The 16,818-nt window shown below is 36.6% G+C and carries 12 protein-coding genes; 4 read left to right on the top strand and 8 right to left on the bottom strand.

Annotated elements, in window-relative coordinates; all coding sequences use genetic code 11:
* Positions 1-41: 41 nt before the first annotated feature.
* Both lpxB and ACZIX2_RS05510 read left to right on the top strand, forming a co-directional pair.
* Complete coding sequence (lpxB, locus tag ACZIX2_RS05515) at positions 42-1,157, top strand: lipid-A-disaccharide synthase (RefSeq protein ID WP_463339085.1); 1,116 nt, start codon at positions 42-44, stop codon at positions 1,155-1,157.
* A gap of 46 nt (positions 1,158-1,203) precedes the next feature.
* Positions 1,204-3,252 (top strand): ComEC/Rec2 family competence protein, encoded by a 2,049-nt coding sequence (locus ACZIX2_RS05510; protein ID WP_463339084.1) that lies wholly within the window; start codon positions 1,204-1,206, stop codon positions 3,250-3,252.
* Between the two features lie 29 nt (positions 3,253-3,281).
* Here the strand turns inward: ACZIX2_RS05510 and ACZIX2_RS05505 are convergent, their stop codons facing one another.
* The 5 genes from ACZIX2_RS05505 to ACZIX2_RS05485 form a co-directional block, all read right to left on the bottom strand.
* The gene (locus ACZIX2_RS05505; protein ID WP_463339083.1) at positions 3,282-3,779 is read right to left on the bottom strand and encodes a thioredoxin family protein; all 498 of its coding nucleotides are present in this window, start codon (positions 3,777-3,779) and stop codon (positions 3,282-3,284) included.
* A gap of 112 nt (positions 3,780-3,891) precedes the next feature.
* A complete protein-coding gene (locus ACZIX2_RS05500; protein WP_463339082.1) occupies positions 3,892-5,403 on the bottom strand; it encodes a peptide MFS transporter in 1,512 nt (503 codons plus the stop codon).
* Positions 5,404-5,415: 12 nt separating this feature from the next.
* Positions 5,416-7,074, bottom strand: coding sequence for a peptide MFS transporter (locus ACZIX2_RS05495; protein ID WP_463339081.1), 1,659 nt, complete (start codon positions 7,072-7,074; stop codon positions 5,416-5,418).
* A 67-nt stretch (positions 7,075-7,141) separates the two neighbouring features.
* Entirely contained in the window at positions 7,142-8,818 is a 1,677-nt protein-coding gene (locus ACZIX2_RS05490; protein WP_463339080.1) for a peptide MFS transporter, read from the bottom strand.
* Positions 8,819-8,856: 38 nt separating this feature from the next.
* Entirely contained in the window at positions 8,857-11,028 is a 2,172-nt protein-coding gene (locus tag ACZIX2_RS05485) for a S9 family peptidase (RefSeq protein WP_463339079.1), read from the bottom strand.
* 239 nt (positions 11,029-11,267) lie between these two features.
* Here ACZIX2_RS05485 and ACZIX2_RS05480 point away from each other — a divergent pair, with 239 nt between their 5' ends.
* Together ACZIX2_RS05480 and ACZIX2_RS05475 are read left to right on the top strand one after the other, a co-directional pair.
* On the top strand, positions 11,268-12,584 hold the full coding sequence (locus tag ACZIX2_RS05480; RefSeq protein WP_463339078.1) for a hydroxymethylglutaryl-CoA reductase, degradative: 1,317 nt from the start codon (positions 11,268-11,270) through the stop codon (positions 12,582-12,584).
* An 11-nt stretch (positions 12,585-12,595) separates the two neighbouring features.
* Positions 12,596-13,510 carry a GYDIA family GHMP kinase gene (locus ACZIX2_RS05475; protein WP_463339077.1) on the top strand — a complete coding sequence of 305 codons (915 nt, stop codon included), beginning with the start codon at positions 12,596-12,598 and terminating at the stop codon, positions 13,508-13,510.
* A gap of 95 nt (positions 13,511-13,605) precedes the next feature.
* Here ACZIX2_RS05475 and ACZIX2_RS05470 read toward each other — a convergent pair whose 3' ends face one another.
* From ACZIX2_RS05470 to lptC, 3 genes are all read right to left on the bottom strand, one after another.
* Positions 13,606-15,705, bottom strand: a complete 2,100-nt coding sequence (locus ACZIX2_RS05470) for a peptidylprolyl isomerase (protein WP_463339076.1) — start codon at positions 15,703-15,705, stop codon at positions 13,606-13,608.
* 238 nt (positions 15,706-15,943) lie between these two features.
* Entirely contained in the window at positions 15,944-16,141 is a 198-nt protein-coding gene (locus tag ACZIX2_RS05465; protein WP_463339075.1) for a hypothetical protein, read from the bottom strand.
* 115 nt (positions 16,142-16,256) lie between these two features.
* Positions 16,257-16,811: an LPS export ABC transporter periplasmic protein LptC gene (lptC, locus tag ACZIX2_RS05460; protein ID WP_463339074.1), complete on the bottom strand. Its 555-nt coding sequence runs from the start codon at positions 16,809-16,811 to the stop codon at positions 16,257-16,259.
* Positions 16,812-16,818 lie beyond the last annotated feature (7 nt).

Here is a 16,818-nt window from a genome sequence, read left to right as displayed (position 1 = left end):
CTTAGTACCAAATCTATATTCAATCTTTCAAATTTCAACACATGAAGTATTATATAATTGCAGGTGAAGCCTCGGGCGACTTACACGGTGCCAATTTGATGAAAGCACTGTATCAGGAAGATCCTTTAGCCGACATTCGTTTTTGGGGAGGCGATTTGATGCAAAATGTAGGAGGCACCATGGTCAAGCATTATCGCGATTTGGCGTTCATGGGCTTTGCCGAAGTACTTTTCAATTTGAGAATTATATTGAATAATATTAAGATTTGTAAAAATGATATTTTGACCTTCCGCCCCGATGTGATTGTATTTATAGATTATCCTGGTTTCAATTTAAGAATAGCCAAATGGTCCAAAGCTTTGGGTTTTAAAAACCATTATTATATTTCGCCTCAAATTTGGGCTTGGAAAGAAAGCAGAATCAAGGAAATCAAGCGAGATATTGATAAAATGTATGTGATTCTTCCGTTTGAAAAAACGTTTTACGAAGACAAGCATCACTTTCCTGTAGCCTTTGTTGGCCATCCGCTTATAGATGCCATTCAAGCCCACCCTCTAAAAGACAATACCCTTTTTAGAAAAGAAAACGATTTGAACGACCTACCAATTATTGCACTGTTACCAGGGAGTAGGAAACAAGAAATTACAAAAATGTTGAGCGTAATGTTAAGCGTTGTGGATGATTTTAAAGCGTATCAATTTGTAATAGCAGGAGCGCCAAGTCAAGAATTTTCGTTTTATCAACAATTTATTACTACTCAAAACATAAAATTTATATCCAATAAAACCTACGATTTATTGCAACATGCCACGGCTGCCTTGGTTACCTCAGGAACGGCTACTTTAGAAACAGCACTTTTTAAAGTACCTGAAGTGGTGTGTTATAAAGGCAATTGGATTTCGTATCAAATTGCCAAACGTATTATTACTTTAAAATACATTTCGCTTGTCAACTTAATCATGGACCAAGAAGTGGTCACCGAATTAATTCAAGACGAATGCAATACTACTCGGATTAAAGAAGAATTACATAAAATTCTTCACACCAATCAACGCAAGCAAATTTTAGAAAACTACCAAGTATTGGAAACAAAATTAGGAGGCAAAGGAGCAAGCACTACCACCGCGCAATTGATTGTATCGGAGCTAAAAAAGTAAAAAAGAGAATGTTGTGATTTCTTACTAAAAATTGTATTTTAGTACTATGAAAATCCTACAATTCCCTCTTACTAAACTATTTGCGTGTTATGTCGTTGGTTTACTTTTGGCTTACCAAGGGGTCTTTTCTTTACCTACTGCCCTACTCTTATTTAGTAGTGGTCTTGTTATTCTTTGTATAGGTTTTGTACTTAAAAAAAGAATCCATTGTCCTGCTGTTCTCATAGATGGCGTTTTGCTATTTGCATCACTTGCCTTAGGCGCTTTTGTCTTGTTGCTTCACACAGAGCGTTATCAAAAAGACCATTACACTCAATATCCTAATCTATTGGAAAAGCCTGTTCGTGTTCGTGCAATCATTCAGGAAAAACTTAGAAAATCAGCAACTAATGATCGCTATATTGCAGCGATTTTTCAAATAAACTATAAAGTCGTTAAAGGTAAAATTCTACTGTCTATTGAAAACGATTCTACAACAGAAATTGGAATTGGAACAAAGATACAGTTAAACGGATCGCTGCTTCCGAACCCCTCCCCTAAAAATCCTTATGAGTTTAACTATGCTTCGTATTTGAATCAAAAACAAATCTATGCCCAATTGTTTGCCCACCCTGAGGAGATTCAATTTCAAAAAGAACCGCAAAAAAACCTTTGGTATTACACTTCAGCACTTAGGAATACCATCGCAACAAATTTAAAACAAAGTGGAATTAACAATCAAAACTTGGCCATTGTAATGGCTTTGCTACTTGGTCAACAACAAGATATTGATTCTAAAACCATTAAAGACTATCAATATGCGGGAGCAGTACATATATTATCCGTATCGGGATTACACATAGGCTGTATTGTGCTTTTTTTGAATTTCATTTTGAGTCCCATTCCCAATACCCCAAGAGGTCGATTTTTGAAGTTGATGGTTTCCTTATTGAGTTTGGCTACTTTTGGTGTGTTAGCAGGATTAGCCCCTTCTGTGCTTCGCTCGGTCACCATGTTTGCTTTCGTGGCTATTGGGAACTATTGGCATAAAAACAGCAACATCTATCACACATTAATAGTATCCGCTTTACTTATCCTATTGTGGCAGCCATACTTAATTTTTGATGTTGGATTTCAACTAAGTTATGCCGCTTTATTCTTCATTGTTTGGCTACAACCCTTGTTGGCAAGTATTTTTCTTGTAAAAAACAAAGTGGCACTATTCTTTTGGAACATCCTTACGGTTTCATTCGCGGCACAAATCGGGACATTACCATTAAGTTTGTATTATTTCCATCAATTTCCAGGCTTATTTTTTGTCACCAATTTATTCATACTTCCCCTCTTAAGTGTAATCATGATTCTTGGGGTCATCGTGATGATCATTGCCATTTTTTCAAAAGTTCCCATGTTATTACTAAATCCGTTGGATTGGGGCATACAAATCATGAATGCAATCATTCATTGGGTAGCCTCTGTAGAGCAAATGGTTTTTGAAAATATATCATTTTCGATTGGCTTGCTTATAGGGTTTTACTTGTTGATTATTTCGTTTTTTGTTTGGGTGCAAAATCCCAAATTTCACAACAGCCTAGCAGTATTACTAGCGATTGTTTGGCTACAAATACTATACATTACAATTAAAATACAACAACAAAATGATAACGAATGGGTTGTATTACACACGCCAAAAGCAACTACAATATGCGAGAGAACAAGGGATAAGATCAAGGTGTATACCAACGAAAAACTAACAAAAAATAGTTACCCCTATACAACATTACAAAATTACGCGACAGGTGTATTTAGTGAGGTTCAAACAATTTTCCCCACAAGAAATACTTATGCCTTTAACGGACAAAAAATTCTTCTGGTAGACAGCACTTCAATTCTCCCCTCAGCACCAAACTGCGACATTTTAGTACTTTCTAAGGGACCAAAAATTAATTTAGATAGAGCCTTACTAAACTATCACCCCAAAATGGTGATAGCCGATGCGTCCAATTATCGTAAACTCATAGAAAGATGGAAAACGAGTTGCCAAAAACAACATATCCCTTTCCATGCTACTGCCGAAAAGGGATACTTTGTTATAAAATCATCGAGCACACAGTAACTTTAGTATGCTCCTAAAGCCAGCTGTATTTAAGCTTTTTTATTGGCGATAAAACCATTGGCAACCGCTAACCAGGCCGATGGTCCTCCGGCTACATAACCCGTACTGCCTAAGCCTTGAAAATTTATTTGTCCATTTTTGTTTTTAACTGCTTTTGCAAAATGTATCGTAGGATAGCCTTGAATTTGAAAAACTTGTTCCAAAGCGGCATTTTGTTTTTTAATTTCTTCCGTTTGATAAGGCTTTCGAGGAAAATCTAATTCTACTAACACTACATTTTTTTTAGCCCATTGTGCAAATTCTGAAGTTTTTAACACCTCTTTTTGCAAACGGATACACCAACCGCACCAATCACTTCCGGTAAAAAAAAGAAGCATGGGTTTTTTCTCTTTTTGACTCACGCTTATGGCTTCGTTTACATTGGTAAACCATTTTAAGTCAGACGCTTTTTCGTTGTCATTAGTACTTTGCGCTTTTCCCAGTAGTGCAATAAAGGCAAAGAAAAATAAAAAGAGTAGTTTTTTCATAAGTTTATTTTATTTTGATTGTCGAATTGTGATAACATTCAGTTTCGTTGCATCGTTTTGTAATACTTTCAGTAATACAAATGTATATAAAAATTAATTGCCTTATCAGGAGCTATTTTACTTCTTGCATCAATTTTCGAACCAAAGGTGAAAGTAAAATAAGCAGAACTCCAGCAATTAAAGCATAAATGGCCAATTGCAAATAACCGTCGGCATACACATTAAGTTTCTCTATATTGCTCGATTGCTCCGACGCTTCTGCGATGTTAGCACCTAAAATACCCGCAAAATATTGCCCATAAGCACTTGCCAAAAACCACATACCCATTATAACGGCTTGTGTTTTTGCTGGCGACAACTTAGTCATGGCCGACATTCCTATGGGTGACAAACACAATTCTCCCAAAGTGATGACAAACCATCCAAAAGTAAAAATCCCTAAAGAAGTTCTCCCAAAACCATCAGCAAAAAATTTGGTGTAATAAAATACCCAGAATCCTCCTGCTAAGAACAAAAAGGCTAGGCCAAACTTAATCACGGTGTTGGGTTCCATTTTTCTTTTGTCCAACCAAAGCCAAACCAAGCCCACCAAAGCAGCAAAACCAATCACAAACAATGAATTGGCGGAATTATTCACACCATTAGGACTCAATTCCACACCAGCAATTGTATTGTTCAAATTGTTTACAGCAAATAAACTTAAGGACCCGCCACTTTGTTCGAAAAATGCCCAAAAGAAAATGGAGAAAATAATAAAAATCAAAGCAGCCAATAGCTTTTTGTTTTCGGCTAAAGAAAAATTCTTCATTTCATAAAACAAGTACAAAACTGAAGCAGGACCGATACAAATCATAAAATAATCTGTATACTTTGTATTTGCCACCATCACAATTATTAATGGCACTACAAGCAAAGATCCAACATACGTTACTATTTCCAATTGTTTGCGCTTAGAGACTACCATTTCTTTTAGAGGAGAAAGTCCAATAGGGCCTAAACTTTTTTGGGTTTGAGTAAAAGTCAATAAACTAATGATCATCACTACGGCTGCAAATCCGAAACCAACATTCCATCTCAAATGTTCCGGAACCAAAGCTTGCCACATGGATCCTTCGGCCACAGCGATACAAAGATACCCTCCAATCAACGCCCCTAAATTCACCCCCATATAAAAGAATGAAAATCCAGCATCTCGTCTTGGATCTCCTTCAGGATACAACTGCCCGACCATAGAGGATATATTGGGCTTAAAAAAACCTGTTCCAACGATGGTGAAGCCAAGACCAATAAAGAAAAAATTCTTTGGGTCTAAAGCCAGAATTACGCTTCCAATAATCATGAGGATTCCACCCCAAAAGAGCGATTTGCGCAACCCTAAAATCTTATCGGCAAACAAACCTCCAATAAAAGTAAACGCATACACCCAAGCTTGGGTTGCCCCATACTGCAAATTGGCTATGCGCTCGTTCATACCAAGGTGACTCACCATAAAGACTACCAACATACCGCGCATGCCATAAAAACAAAATCGTTCCCACATTTCGCTAAAGAACAAATACCACAATTGCTTTGGGTATTTCCCTTTGAAATTTTGAATTTCGGCTAAGGTCAATTTGGATTCCATGGTTCTTTCTTTTTAGTTAATTCCTTTTTCTTTCATTACTTTATTAAGCTCCTTAACCAAAGCAAACATCAGTGCTGAAGCAAAAAGAAGCAATCCAAAATTAATCCAGAAAAAATTGGCTTTATTTTCATACGTATCCCACATGCTGGCTAAAACACCGCTTAATTTATTTCCGATTGAAGTAGCCAAAAACCAACCGCCCATCATCAAAGAGGTGATGTTTTTTGGACTCAATTTAGATACTACCGATAATCCCATCGGGCTTAAAAATAATTCTCCAATGGTAATCACACCATAATTAGCTACCAACCACCATACGGAAACTTTCTCTGCGCCATTATTGCCAATATGAACCGCAGCCACCATAACCAAGACCGATAAAGCTGAAATCAACAAACCAAAAGCAATTTTGGTGGGTGTTGAAGGTTCTTTTTGACGGTTACGCAAAAAGGTGAAAAAGGCAACTACCAAAGGGGTTAACAGTATAACCCAACCTGGATTAATCGATTGGCTCAAATTGGCCGACCAGGTGGCCACTGTACTACCTTCAATGGGCAATTTATCTGGGGCAACGTTACGAAAATACAAAGGGTAATCAACCGTTTTAACAACATTACCGTCCTTTTTCTGAATTCTAAATGCCGCATCATACAAGGCTACCGAATCCTTTGTATAGGTCAACGTTTCGGTAAGTTTCAGACTCGAACCTATTTGTTGTGACACCCCTGTCAACGTACGATCGGTATATTTGTCTCCCCAATTGTTGAGTGCCGAACCGTTTAACTTGAAAACGGCCCAAAACAAAATCACAACCGCAAAAATTGAAAGCAATGCGCCGATAGGACGTTTATCTTCAGGCTTCGCTTTGAAATAAAGACTAGCATAAAAGAAAATCACGGGTATACACGCAAAAACAAAAGCATCGGTACTATCCGACCCAAAAACAGCACTATCCAAATTAGTATCCGAAGCAATACCTTTGACCAACCAACCGATCACACCGAAAATTATGGAGGGTACTAAGATAAAAAGTACAATTTTGTAAAAAGGCATATCGCCAGGTTGTACGCCTTTCTTTTCGGTTTTATCGCCATAATGTTTGGCTCCTAACAAAAATACCAAAACTCCTATAAACATTCCAACTCCAGCTGCCATGAAAGCTTCTTGCCAACCAAAAATTATTTTTAGTGCCGCACCAAAGAAATTACAAATAAAAGCCCCCACATTAATCCCCATGTAAAAGATATTGTAGCCTTCGTCTTTTCTCGATTTAAATGGCTCGTCATTATAAAAATTACCTAAAAGCGTCGAAATATTAGGTTTAAAAAAACCATTCCCTACAATAACTAAGGTCATAGCAGTATATAGCATGGGGACACTATGCACGCCCATAATAAGGTAACCAGCCCCCATCATTAAACCACCAATAACAATTGATTTTTTGTAGCCCAAATAACGATCCGCGATCAGTCCGCCAATAAAAGGCGTCAAAAACACCAAGGCAATAAAAGTCCCATACAAATCAGAGGCTTCTTTTTCGGTCATCGAAAAACCAGCTTCTACATCTTTGAGATACAGCGTAAAAATTCCAATCATTAAATAGTAACCGAATCGTTCCCACATTTCGGACAAAAACAAATAAGGAAGTGCTTTAGGGTGATTTTTCCACATAATTAAAGGGTATTAAAAAAGAAAACCTACAAGCTAAATCTTGTAGGTTAAATAATAAAATTTATAATTAACGGATGCCATGCATCATTTTTTTCAGTTTTGGAGTTAGCGCGAACAAAATCAGGGAGGCAATACCCGTTAAGACCACAAACACCATGAAAAATTCGAAAAGGTTGTGAATTTCGAAACCAGCAAAATGGGGATTTACTGCACTTATTTGATTTTCTTCCAAAAGTGCTAATTGTTCCGCTGTTGGAACTATCTTTTTATCTAATACAGCTTGTAAATCGATACCCAATTCTTTAGCCTTATTAAATTTATCGCCAGTTGCAGGCAAAATAGATCCAAGTGTACCAGCTAAGGCATAACCTGCAGCATTGGACAAAAAGAAAACGCCATAGAGTAAAGAAGCAAAACGCTTAGGCGAAAGCTTACCTACTAATGATAATCCAATAGGAGACAAACACAATTCGGCACAAGTTTGAATTAGATATAAAAGTATCAACCAATAAATGGCTAATAATCCATTATTCCCTAAGTCTTTTACATTGTGAGCAATAATAAAATAACTGATGGCAATCAGCCCCAAACCAAAAGCTTGTTTCATAGGAGAAATTGGTTCTCTCCCTTTTTCTCTTAATTTATCCCATAAAAGGCTAAAAGGCACTGCAAACATTACCACAAAAAGTCCATTGAAAATCTGTACCATCGAAGGAGGCATATTCCATCCAAAGAAATTTCTATCGGTTTGATTATCGGCTATAAAAGTCAAAGAAGAACCCGCTTGCTCAAACGCTGCCCAGAAGAAAATCACGAAGAAGGCCACTATATAAATTACCAAAATACGATCACGTTCAACTTTTGTTAAAGAAGTATCAGATATAATCAATCCCGCAAGCGCTAAACCACTAGCGTAAATGATGGAGTAAATCACATTTTGTCCTAAATAAAAATGAAAAGCCAATCCTAGAGCTATAAATCCTAAAATAGCAAAAAGTAATGCTTTTGGTGAAAAAACAGCTACTTGTGATTCGCCTTCTTCGAAATCGGCTGCATCATTTTTTGAAGGTAATCCGCCAATTGGTCTTCCTTCTGGAGTAACCACATACTTGTCTTTTAAGAAATAAAAAACCGCAGTCCCTAAAATCATAGCAATAGAGGCAGCCAGGAATCCCCATTTGAAAGCATGTATGTCTCTAATTCCATCTACGTCTTTTACATCTCCAATGATTGGGCAAATTAATTGACCTAAAAATGCTCCTAAATTGATCCCCATATAAAAAATGGTGAAAGCAGTATCTAGTTTGCTTTTCTCTTGTTTAGGATATAGGCTCCCCACCATGGAAGAAATATTAGGTTTGAAAAAACCATTACCAAATATGATAATTCCTAATGCAACCCATAACAAAGTATTGGCTAAAGATCTATTGGGTTCAAAAATACTAGCACTAAAAAACAACAGAAATTGTCCGATAGCCATCATCAATCCCCCTAACATAATACAGTTTCGATTTCCAAAGTAACGATCCGCAATAAAACCTCCTAACATTGGGGTCAAGTAACACAATCCAAGAAAACCACCGTAAATTAGTGAAGCATCGGCTTCCTTCATTAAAAGTGCATTCACCATAAAAAGCGTCAAAATAGCACGCATGCCATAGAAATTGAATCGTTCCCACATTTCTGTTCCAAACAATACCCAAAGTCCTTTTGGATGTGCTGTTTTTGCTTGAGTTTCTACCATTTTTTTAAGTGTATTTGAATTTTATTATTAGATTATTTTTATAAGTTTTCAAGGATAAAGTTAGTCATTTTGTTAAACAATTGAATTCGGGTGTACCCACCGTAAATCCCGTGGTTTTTATCGGGATAAATTTGCGAATCGAATTGTTTATTGGCTTGTATCAAGGCTTCCATCATTTGCATCGTATTTTGTACGTGCACGTTATCATCGGCCGAACCATGAATCAACAAAAATTTCCCTTTTAATTTTTGTACATGGTTTATTGGTGAATTGTCATCATATCCGCTTGGATTTTCTTGAGGGGTTTGCATGTAACGTTCCGTGTAAATGCTATCGTAAAAACGCCAGTTGGTAACTGGTGCCACTGCAATGGCCATTTTAAACACATCGTTCCCTTTCAAAATACAATTCGACGCCATAAAACCTCCAAAAGACCAGCCGAAAATCCCAATTCGATTTTTGTCTACAAAAGGATAATTCCCGATCACTTTGGCCGCATCTATTTGATCGATTACTTCGTACTTGCCCAATTCTTTTTGCGTAATTTTTTTAAATTCGGCACCTTTGAACCCTGTGCCTCTACCGTCAACACAAGCTACAATGTACCCTTTTTGAGTCAATGATAAAAACCAATAATCGTTGGCGTCTAACCAGTCGTTGTTCACTTGTTGGGAACCCGGTCCAGAATACTGGAACATAAATACGGGATATTTTTTATTAGGATCAAAATCTTTGGGCTTGAACATCCACATATTCAATTCAACTCCTTTTTCAGTCTTCAATACAGAAAATTCTTTAGAAGGCAAATCAAAATTTTTCAACTTGGCCAACAAGGCTTGATTGTCTTCTATCAATTGCAATTGCTTTCCGGTTTTTGAATCGTTTAAAGCATACACCGGGGGTTGTGTCGCACTAGAAAAGGTATGTATAAAATATTGAAAATTGGGACTAAAAGTTGCCTGATTAGTACCATTTTGTGTGGTTAGACGTACTTTATTTTTTCCGTTGATACCAATTCGATACACCTCTCTATTGATACTCCCATTCTCTACCGATTGATAAAAAATGGTTTTATTGGATTCATCATAACCATAATAATTCGTAACCTCCCAATTGCCTTTGGTAACTTGATTGATCAATTTTCCGGTTTTATCGTACCAATAAATATGATTGAAACCGTCTTTTTCGCTTGTCCAAATAAAACTATTGTCTTTTAGAAAAGTCAAATTATCAGTTACCTCTACATAAGCTTTATCTTTTTCATTAAGTATTACTTTGGACTGAGCCGAAGATCCGTCAATAAACAACAAATCCAAGTTGTTTTGGTGACGGTTTAACACTTGAGCTGACAACACATTGGCCTCTTTGGTCCACTGAATTCTAGCTATATAAAAATCAGAATATTGCTTCAAATTCACTTCTTTATGAGATTGTGCTGCTACATCATAGACGTGTAAAGAAACCTGTGCGTTTTTTTCTCCCGCTTTAGGGTATTTAAAAGTAGCCGTTGTTGGATATAAATCCTTTTGAAAAATAGACATGGAAAACTCCGGTACTTGGGATTCATCAAAACGGATGTAGGCAATTTTTTTACTATCGGCACTCCAATCATAGGCTCTCACAAAAGAAAATTCTTCTTCGTAAACCCAATCGGTAATTCCATTAATAATACTATTCTTTTGTCCGTCAGTGGTGATGGCTACATTGTTTTGGGTAGCAATATCGTAGACCCATAAATTATTCTCTTTGGCATAGGCAATTTTCTTTCCATCAGGAGAAAAAATAGGCTCTTGTACGGGTGTATCAAACAACTTAATCAATTGTTTTGATTCGATGTTATAGAGTAAGAAATCGGCTGTGAAGGAATGACGATAAATCGACTCCGAATTGGTTGCAATTAAAATCTGTTTTTCGTCTTTACTAAAACTATAACTGTCAATACCGTTGGATAACTCAGGAAAATTTTTAGTATCGATTAGTGTGGCTACTTTTTTTAAAGTGGCGTAATCAAACAAGTCAATTTGCTGTGTTTTGCTGCTGCGGTCAGTATTTAATACCGTGTATTGATTGGTATTTTTCATGGCTTGCAACTCATCCATGCCTTTGGCACGAAAACTTCCATTATAGATTGACTCTACAGTAATTTTTTGTTGTGCCACCACAGTACAAGTAGCGATAAAAAACAACAAAGTCCAATTTCTAAAATTCATAAGTAATTCAGATTATTTCAATTCTTTTTGCCGTATAAATATAAGCAGAAAAGCAATTCTTTTTGAGTAAAAATTAAAACGATGCCAATTTTAATAAAAAAATTGCAATTATCTCTTATAAGAGGTGTTAAATGTTATTGAAACCACAGCGCGCATTCCGTGAAAATGTATCCCTTTTGAAGAAGATTTTAAGCTTTCAAAAGTGTATATTTGCTTGTAAATAAATTAACCCCTTGATAATGAACAATACCATTGCCGGATTTTCTAAATTATCCAAAGAAGACAAGATCAATTGGATTGCAACTCAATATTTTTCCAATCCAACGGAAGCAATAACACTACTCAAAAAATATTGGAATTCAGATGCTCTATTACAACAATTGCACGATGAATTTATTGAAAACACGATTACCAATTTTTACCTTCCGCTTGGGGTAGCGCCAAACTTTGTGATCAATGGTACTAGTTACACTATACCAATGGCTATTGAAGAAAGCTCTGTTGTAGCCGCTGCCTCAAAAGCAGCCAAATTTTGGTCTACACGCGGAGGATTTACTACCACTATCATTGACACCCAAAAAATTGGTCAAGTTCATTTTTTATACAAAGGGAATCCTGAAAAGTTAACGCAATTTTTCACTACCATTAAGTCCGAATTTTACACCGCGACCGAAATGCTGACTAAAAATATGCAAGCAAGAGGTGGTGGTATTTTGGATATCGAACTGAGAAACAAAACCCAATTACTCCCTCACTATTATCAACTGCATGTCACTTTTGAGACCGTAGACAGTATGGGTGCCAATTTTATCAATTCGTGTCTGGAACAATTTGCCAAAACCTTACAGGAGCAAGCCGAAAATTACAGTGATTTTTCATCAGAAGAACACGAAATCGAGGTACTTATGAGTATACTGTCTAATTACGTTCCTAATTGTATCGTTCGTGCCGAAGTTTCGTGTCCTGTAGAAGATTTGGTTGACAAACACATTACAAACCCACAAGCCTTTGCTCAGCGATTTGTACAAGCCGTGCGCATTGCCGAGGTAGAACCTTTCCGCGCTGTTACACACAACAAAGGCATCATGAACGGTATTGATGCTGTGGTCATTGCCACAGGCAACGATTTTAGAGCGATAGAAGCAGGAGTGCATGCCTACGCTTCGCAATCTGGACAGTATAGCAGTTTATCGCATGCAAGCATTGAAGATGGAATTTTTCGCTTTTGGCTGGAAATCCCCTTAGCTTTAGGAACGGTAGGCGGTTTAACTTCATTGCACCCTTTGGTGAAATTTTGTTTGGAAATGCTTGAAAAACCTTCAGCCAAAGAGCTTATGTCTATTGTGGCGGTTGCAGGTTTGGCGCAAAATTTTGCAGCCCTTCGTTCCCTTACCACAACAGGTATACAGGAAGGACACATGAAAATGCATTTGAATAACATTCTGAACCAGTTTAACGTGACCGAAGAAGAACGACACCACATTAAAAAACATTTTAAACACCATACCATTTCACACAGTGCGGTAGTGAATTTTATTGAAGAAATTAGAAAATAAAAAAATGCCTCATGAAAGAGACGTACTATAGCAATGGAAAACTGTTATTAACAGGCGAATATTTAGTATTAGACGGAGCAAAAGCTTTGGCTTTGCCCACTAAAATGGGACAAACACTTGAAGTTAGTTCCAATGAAGCGCCTGCGATTTTCTGGCAAAGTTTCGATGCGGATGGTTCCAAATGGTTTGAAGAAGAGTTACCATTTGAAGACATACTTGGGTATCAACCTTCAAAAGAGCCCTCGATCAAGGACACCTTATTGAAAATCTTACATCATGCACAAGTTTTGCAACCCAACGCCTTTCGAGACCAAAAAGGTTTTGAAGTACAAACGGCTTTGACCTTCCCAAAAAATTGGGGCTTGGGCACCTCTTCTACGTTAATAAATAATATTGCCCAATGGCTTAACCTAGACGCGTTTCAATTACTACGCAACAGTTTTGGTGGCAGTGGTTACGATATTGCTTGTGCACAACACAGCACCCCTATCGTCTATCAATTGGACCAAAACTCCCCAATAGTAACTCCTTTGTCTTTTGAACCTAAATTTGCAGCTCAGCTGTATTTTGTGTATTTGAATCAAAAGCAAAACAGTGCCACGGCTATTGCATCGTATTTTAATACCAAGCATAAAAATTTAAAAACAAACATACAGATCATAAACACTTTAACTCAAAAAATAAGTCAGGCTGAGGAAATCGGTACGTTTGCAAAAGCTCTTCAAGAACACGAAAGTTTGCTGAGTGACATCTTAGAACTTTCTACCGTACAAGAAAAACTTTTCCCAGATTTTGAGGGCGTTATTAAGAGTCTAGGCGCTTGGGGGGGAGATTTTGTTCTTGCCATCGCCAAAGAAAACCCTACACCCTATTTTATGGCAAAAGGTTTCACCACTATAATTCCTTATAAAGACATGATTCTCTAAAAGTACATTGACTTTCCATCATAACCGTAGCATTACTTCAAAAAAAAAAAAAACCAGACTTTATAAGTCTGGTTTTTTATTATGTTATTAAAATTTTAGAATCCGAATTGACTTCTGAAATCTTCGATTTTCGCAGCAGCTTTTAACGAAGGTATCGTTCTGTTAACATCTCCTGCACTTTGTGTTTTTAGCTTAGCAACATAAGGAGCAAAATCTTTGATTGCAGGCGCTTTTGTAGTGCTAATGTTTTTTACTACATACACTCCTGTATTCCCTTCAATTGGAGCAGAAAGCTTGTTCGCAGCTAAAGCCATTGCTGTACCCACTACTTTACCTTCTTGTCCAACACCACCTGGTAGTACGGCATTTTCTATAGTTACGTCTTTAGCTTGTTGTACTGAAGAACCTACAGCTTTTGCAATTGCTTCTAATGAAGAACCTGTCATTTTAGCTTTGATTAGTTCCGCTTTTTTCTTGTTTTTCAAGATAGGCTCTACATAAGGTCTTGCTACATTAACAGCTACCAAACCAGAATTGTCAATTTTTTTGATCTTAGCGATTACGTGTCCTACGTTTGCTACTTCAAAACGCTTCACGCTTCCAACTTTAGAATCTTCTTCAAAAGCCCATCTTACAATAGCTCTTTGATTTCCTAAACCTCCAAAATTCTCATCCAAAGCTTTCACCGTAACTAAAGGCGCAACAGTTAACTTCATTGACTTCGCCAATTGATCAAAATCTTTATCAGCCGCCTCCATTTCAAATTGCGTAGCTTGAGCAAATAATTTATCTGAAGTCGCTTCAGAAGCCTCAATACGTTGCGCTACGGTAGCCAAACGAATTCCATCTTGTTTATCCGTAATTTTAATAATGTGGAAACCAAATGGTGTTTCTACTAAACCAACTTTACCAATACCGTTGTTGAATACAAAATCATTGAATGGTTTTACCATGGTATTGGGTCCAAAATAACCTAAATCCCCTCCTTGTTGAGCAGAAGAATCATCAGAAGCTGTGAAAGCCAACATCAAGAAACTTTCTGGTTTAGCAATAACTTGTGCTAAAATTTCTTGAGCCTCAGCTTTTGCTTCTTCTTTAGTTCTTAATTTACGTTTGTTTGGCACCTGAGTTCCTTCATAGCTAATCAATATATGACTCGCTTTAGCATTAACTCCAGATTTGAATCCTAACGATCTAGACAAACAATAGTAGTTTCCAAACTTATATGGTCCATATACTGCACCTGCTGGCAATGCAAACAATTTATCGGCATCAACCGCTGGTAAATCTTTTTTAGCGATATAAGTAGAATCGTATGGCACATCAGAATTGGCATTCACAAAATCGATTACATTTGAAGTAGATCTAAAACCAGCTACAGTATCGTTTTTCCCAGTAGCTTGATTGTACACTACGCTACCAGACAATAAAGCCGTAATTTTATTTTTCACTTCTGCCTCATCTTGAGCGGAAGCTTTATCTTCTACCAACACATAAGATACATCACGAGATTCTTCTGCTTTGAATTTTTTCTCGTTTTTCTTCATGTATTCTGTGATTTCGGCATCAGAAATTTTCACTTCACTGTCTTTAATTGAAGAATACAATCCGGCAACATAAGCGAAGTTTACTTTATTATTTTCTGCCTCGTACTTGAATTTTCCTTCAGCATTAGTAGTATAAAGCGCCGATTTGATCAAAGTAGCATACATTTGGTATTTTGCGTTGATTTCAGCATCCTTTTCTCTATCCTTTAAATATTGAGCTTGTTCTGGATTTGATTTGAAGAAATCTTTAAATTTTGCCAAATCAAAAATTCCAGCGGCATTTAAAAACATAGGGTTTTTTCCAATATTTGGGTCTGCTTTTAAAATTTCAACGATGTGTTTTTCTCCCACTCGCATTCCTAATTTATCAAATTCAGAAGTCAACAAAGCAAGAGTCACTTCTTGTTCCCAAACTCTGTCTGCTGCTTGTGTTGGAGTAATCCCTTGACCGCTTTTTTCAAGATTACTAACTTTCAGTCTAAAATCTTCAAAAGCAATATCTTTTCCATTTATACTTCCAACATCTTTTGTGTTTTGACCTAAACCTCCTTTACCAATAAGATCTTGTATGATAAAAGCAAACAAAGCAATTGCAATTGCTGCTATCAATAAAGCGGAACGTTGTCTAATTTTTGCTAAAACTGCCATTTCTTATATTGTTAATTTTATATTCAGTTTGCGAAAATACAATTATCTCTGTAATAATAACAATTGGAACGCTTTATTTTAAAAGTTTTTTTTCAAAGAATTAAAATAAAAATTGTAGTCGAATTCCAATTTAACCAATAGATGCTGTTTTTCTATTTCATCATGTGAAACGGGCAAAGATTTCGGTCTATTTTCACTTCTGAAATTGTAAGTGCGCTTAGTAATTTATCCGTTACAATTATTCAGAATCTGAATTACGATCTTCGAATTTTTTGGCATAACGAGTTCTGAAGAAAAACATAAATACGCCTAATGCTGCAATACCAAAGCTCATCCAAGGCCCTGTTGCAGTGTCTTCCCATTTGGTGATGCCGTCATAGAGAAAAAAAACAGCAAAAGCCAAGTATGCATAGGAAGTGAATTTTAAATATTTCATGATATTTATTTTTAAGTGAATTTTAAAAGAAATGCGTGATTGCAACCAACTGTTGGTGAGCGCTTCAATCAAAGAATCATCATCCCTCATAGCGCATTGCAAGTACCGCTTTTTGTTAATTATTAGTAGCTACTTCTCCCGAAATTTTTTGAGAATTGATAATTTTAAAATCCTTACTAAAATCTATCCCTTGTCCGGCTGATGTTCCTTTGGGACTGGTAAAAGTAAAATGACGTTCGGTATAAAACCATTCGTTTTTTTGATCAAAATACAATTGCTCGGTATTGAGAATTTCTCCATCTTGGGTTGTAATTTTCACCTTTCCTTGTAAATCAATTATTCCTGTTTTTTTATAGGAAATAGCATAATTGGCACGAACAAAAGTTTTTTTTCCTTTTGCATCATACAATGTCACATCAACTCCTTTTGGAAACTCTGTAAAAGGAAAATCAACGGCTGCATAATCCAACATTTTAGGACTGACCAACACCGCAGCTATACGACCAGAATCGGTATATTTAACATTAATTAGATCGGCCTCTCCAGAAGGAGTAAATTCGTTGACATTAATTTTTTGCAGTTCTTTGAAATTGCTTTCACAGGAAAACAACACTCCAATAAGCGCAATAAATAGCAAACGTTTAGGCAAAATAGGAATTGAAAAAATCATAACTAGC

The sequence above is a fragment of the Flavobacterium riviphilum genome (assembly GCF_055231795.1).
Note: the sequence above shows the minus strand (reverse complement) of the source record. Positions and strands in the feature narration are given on the sequence as shown.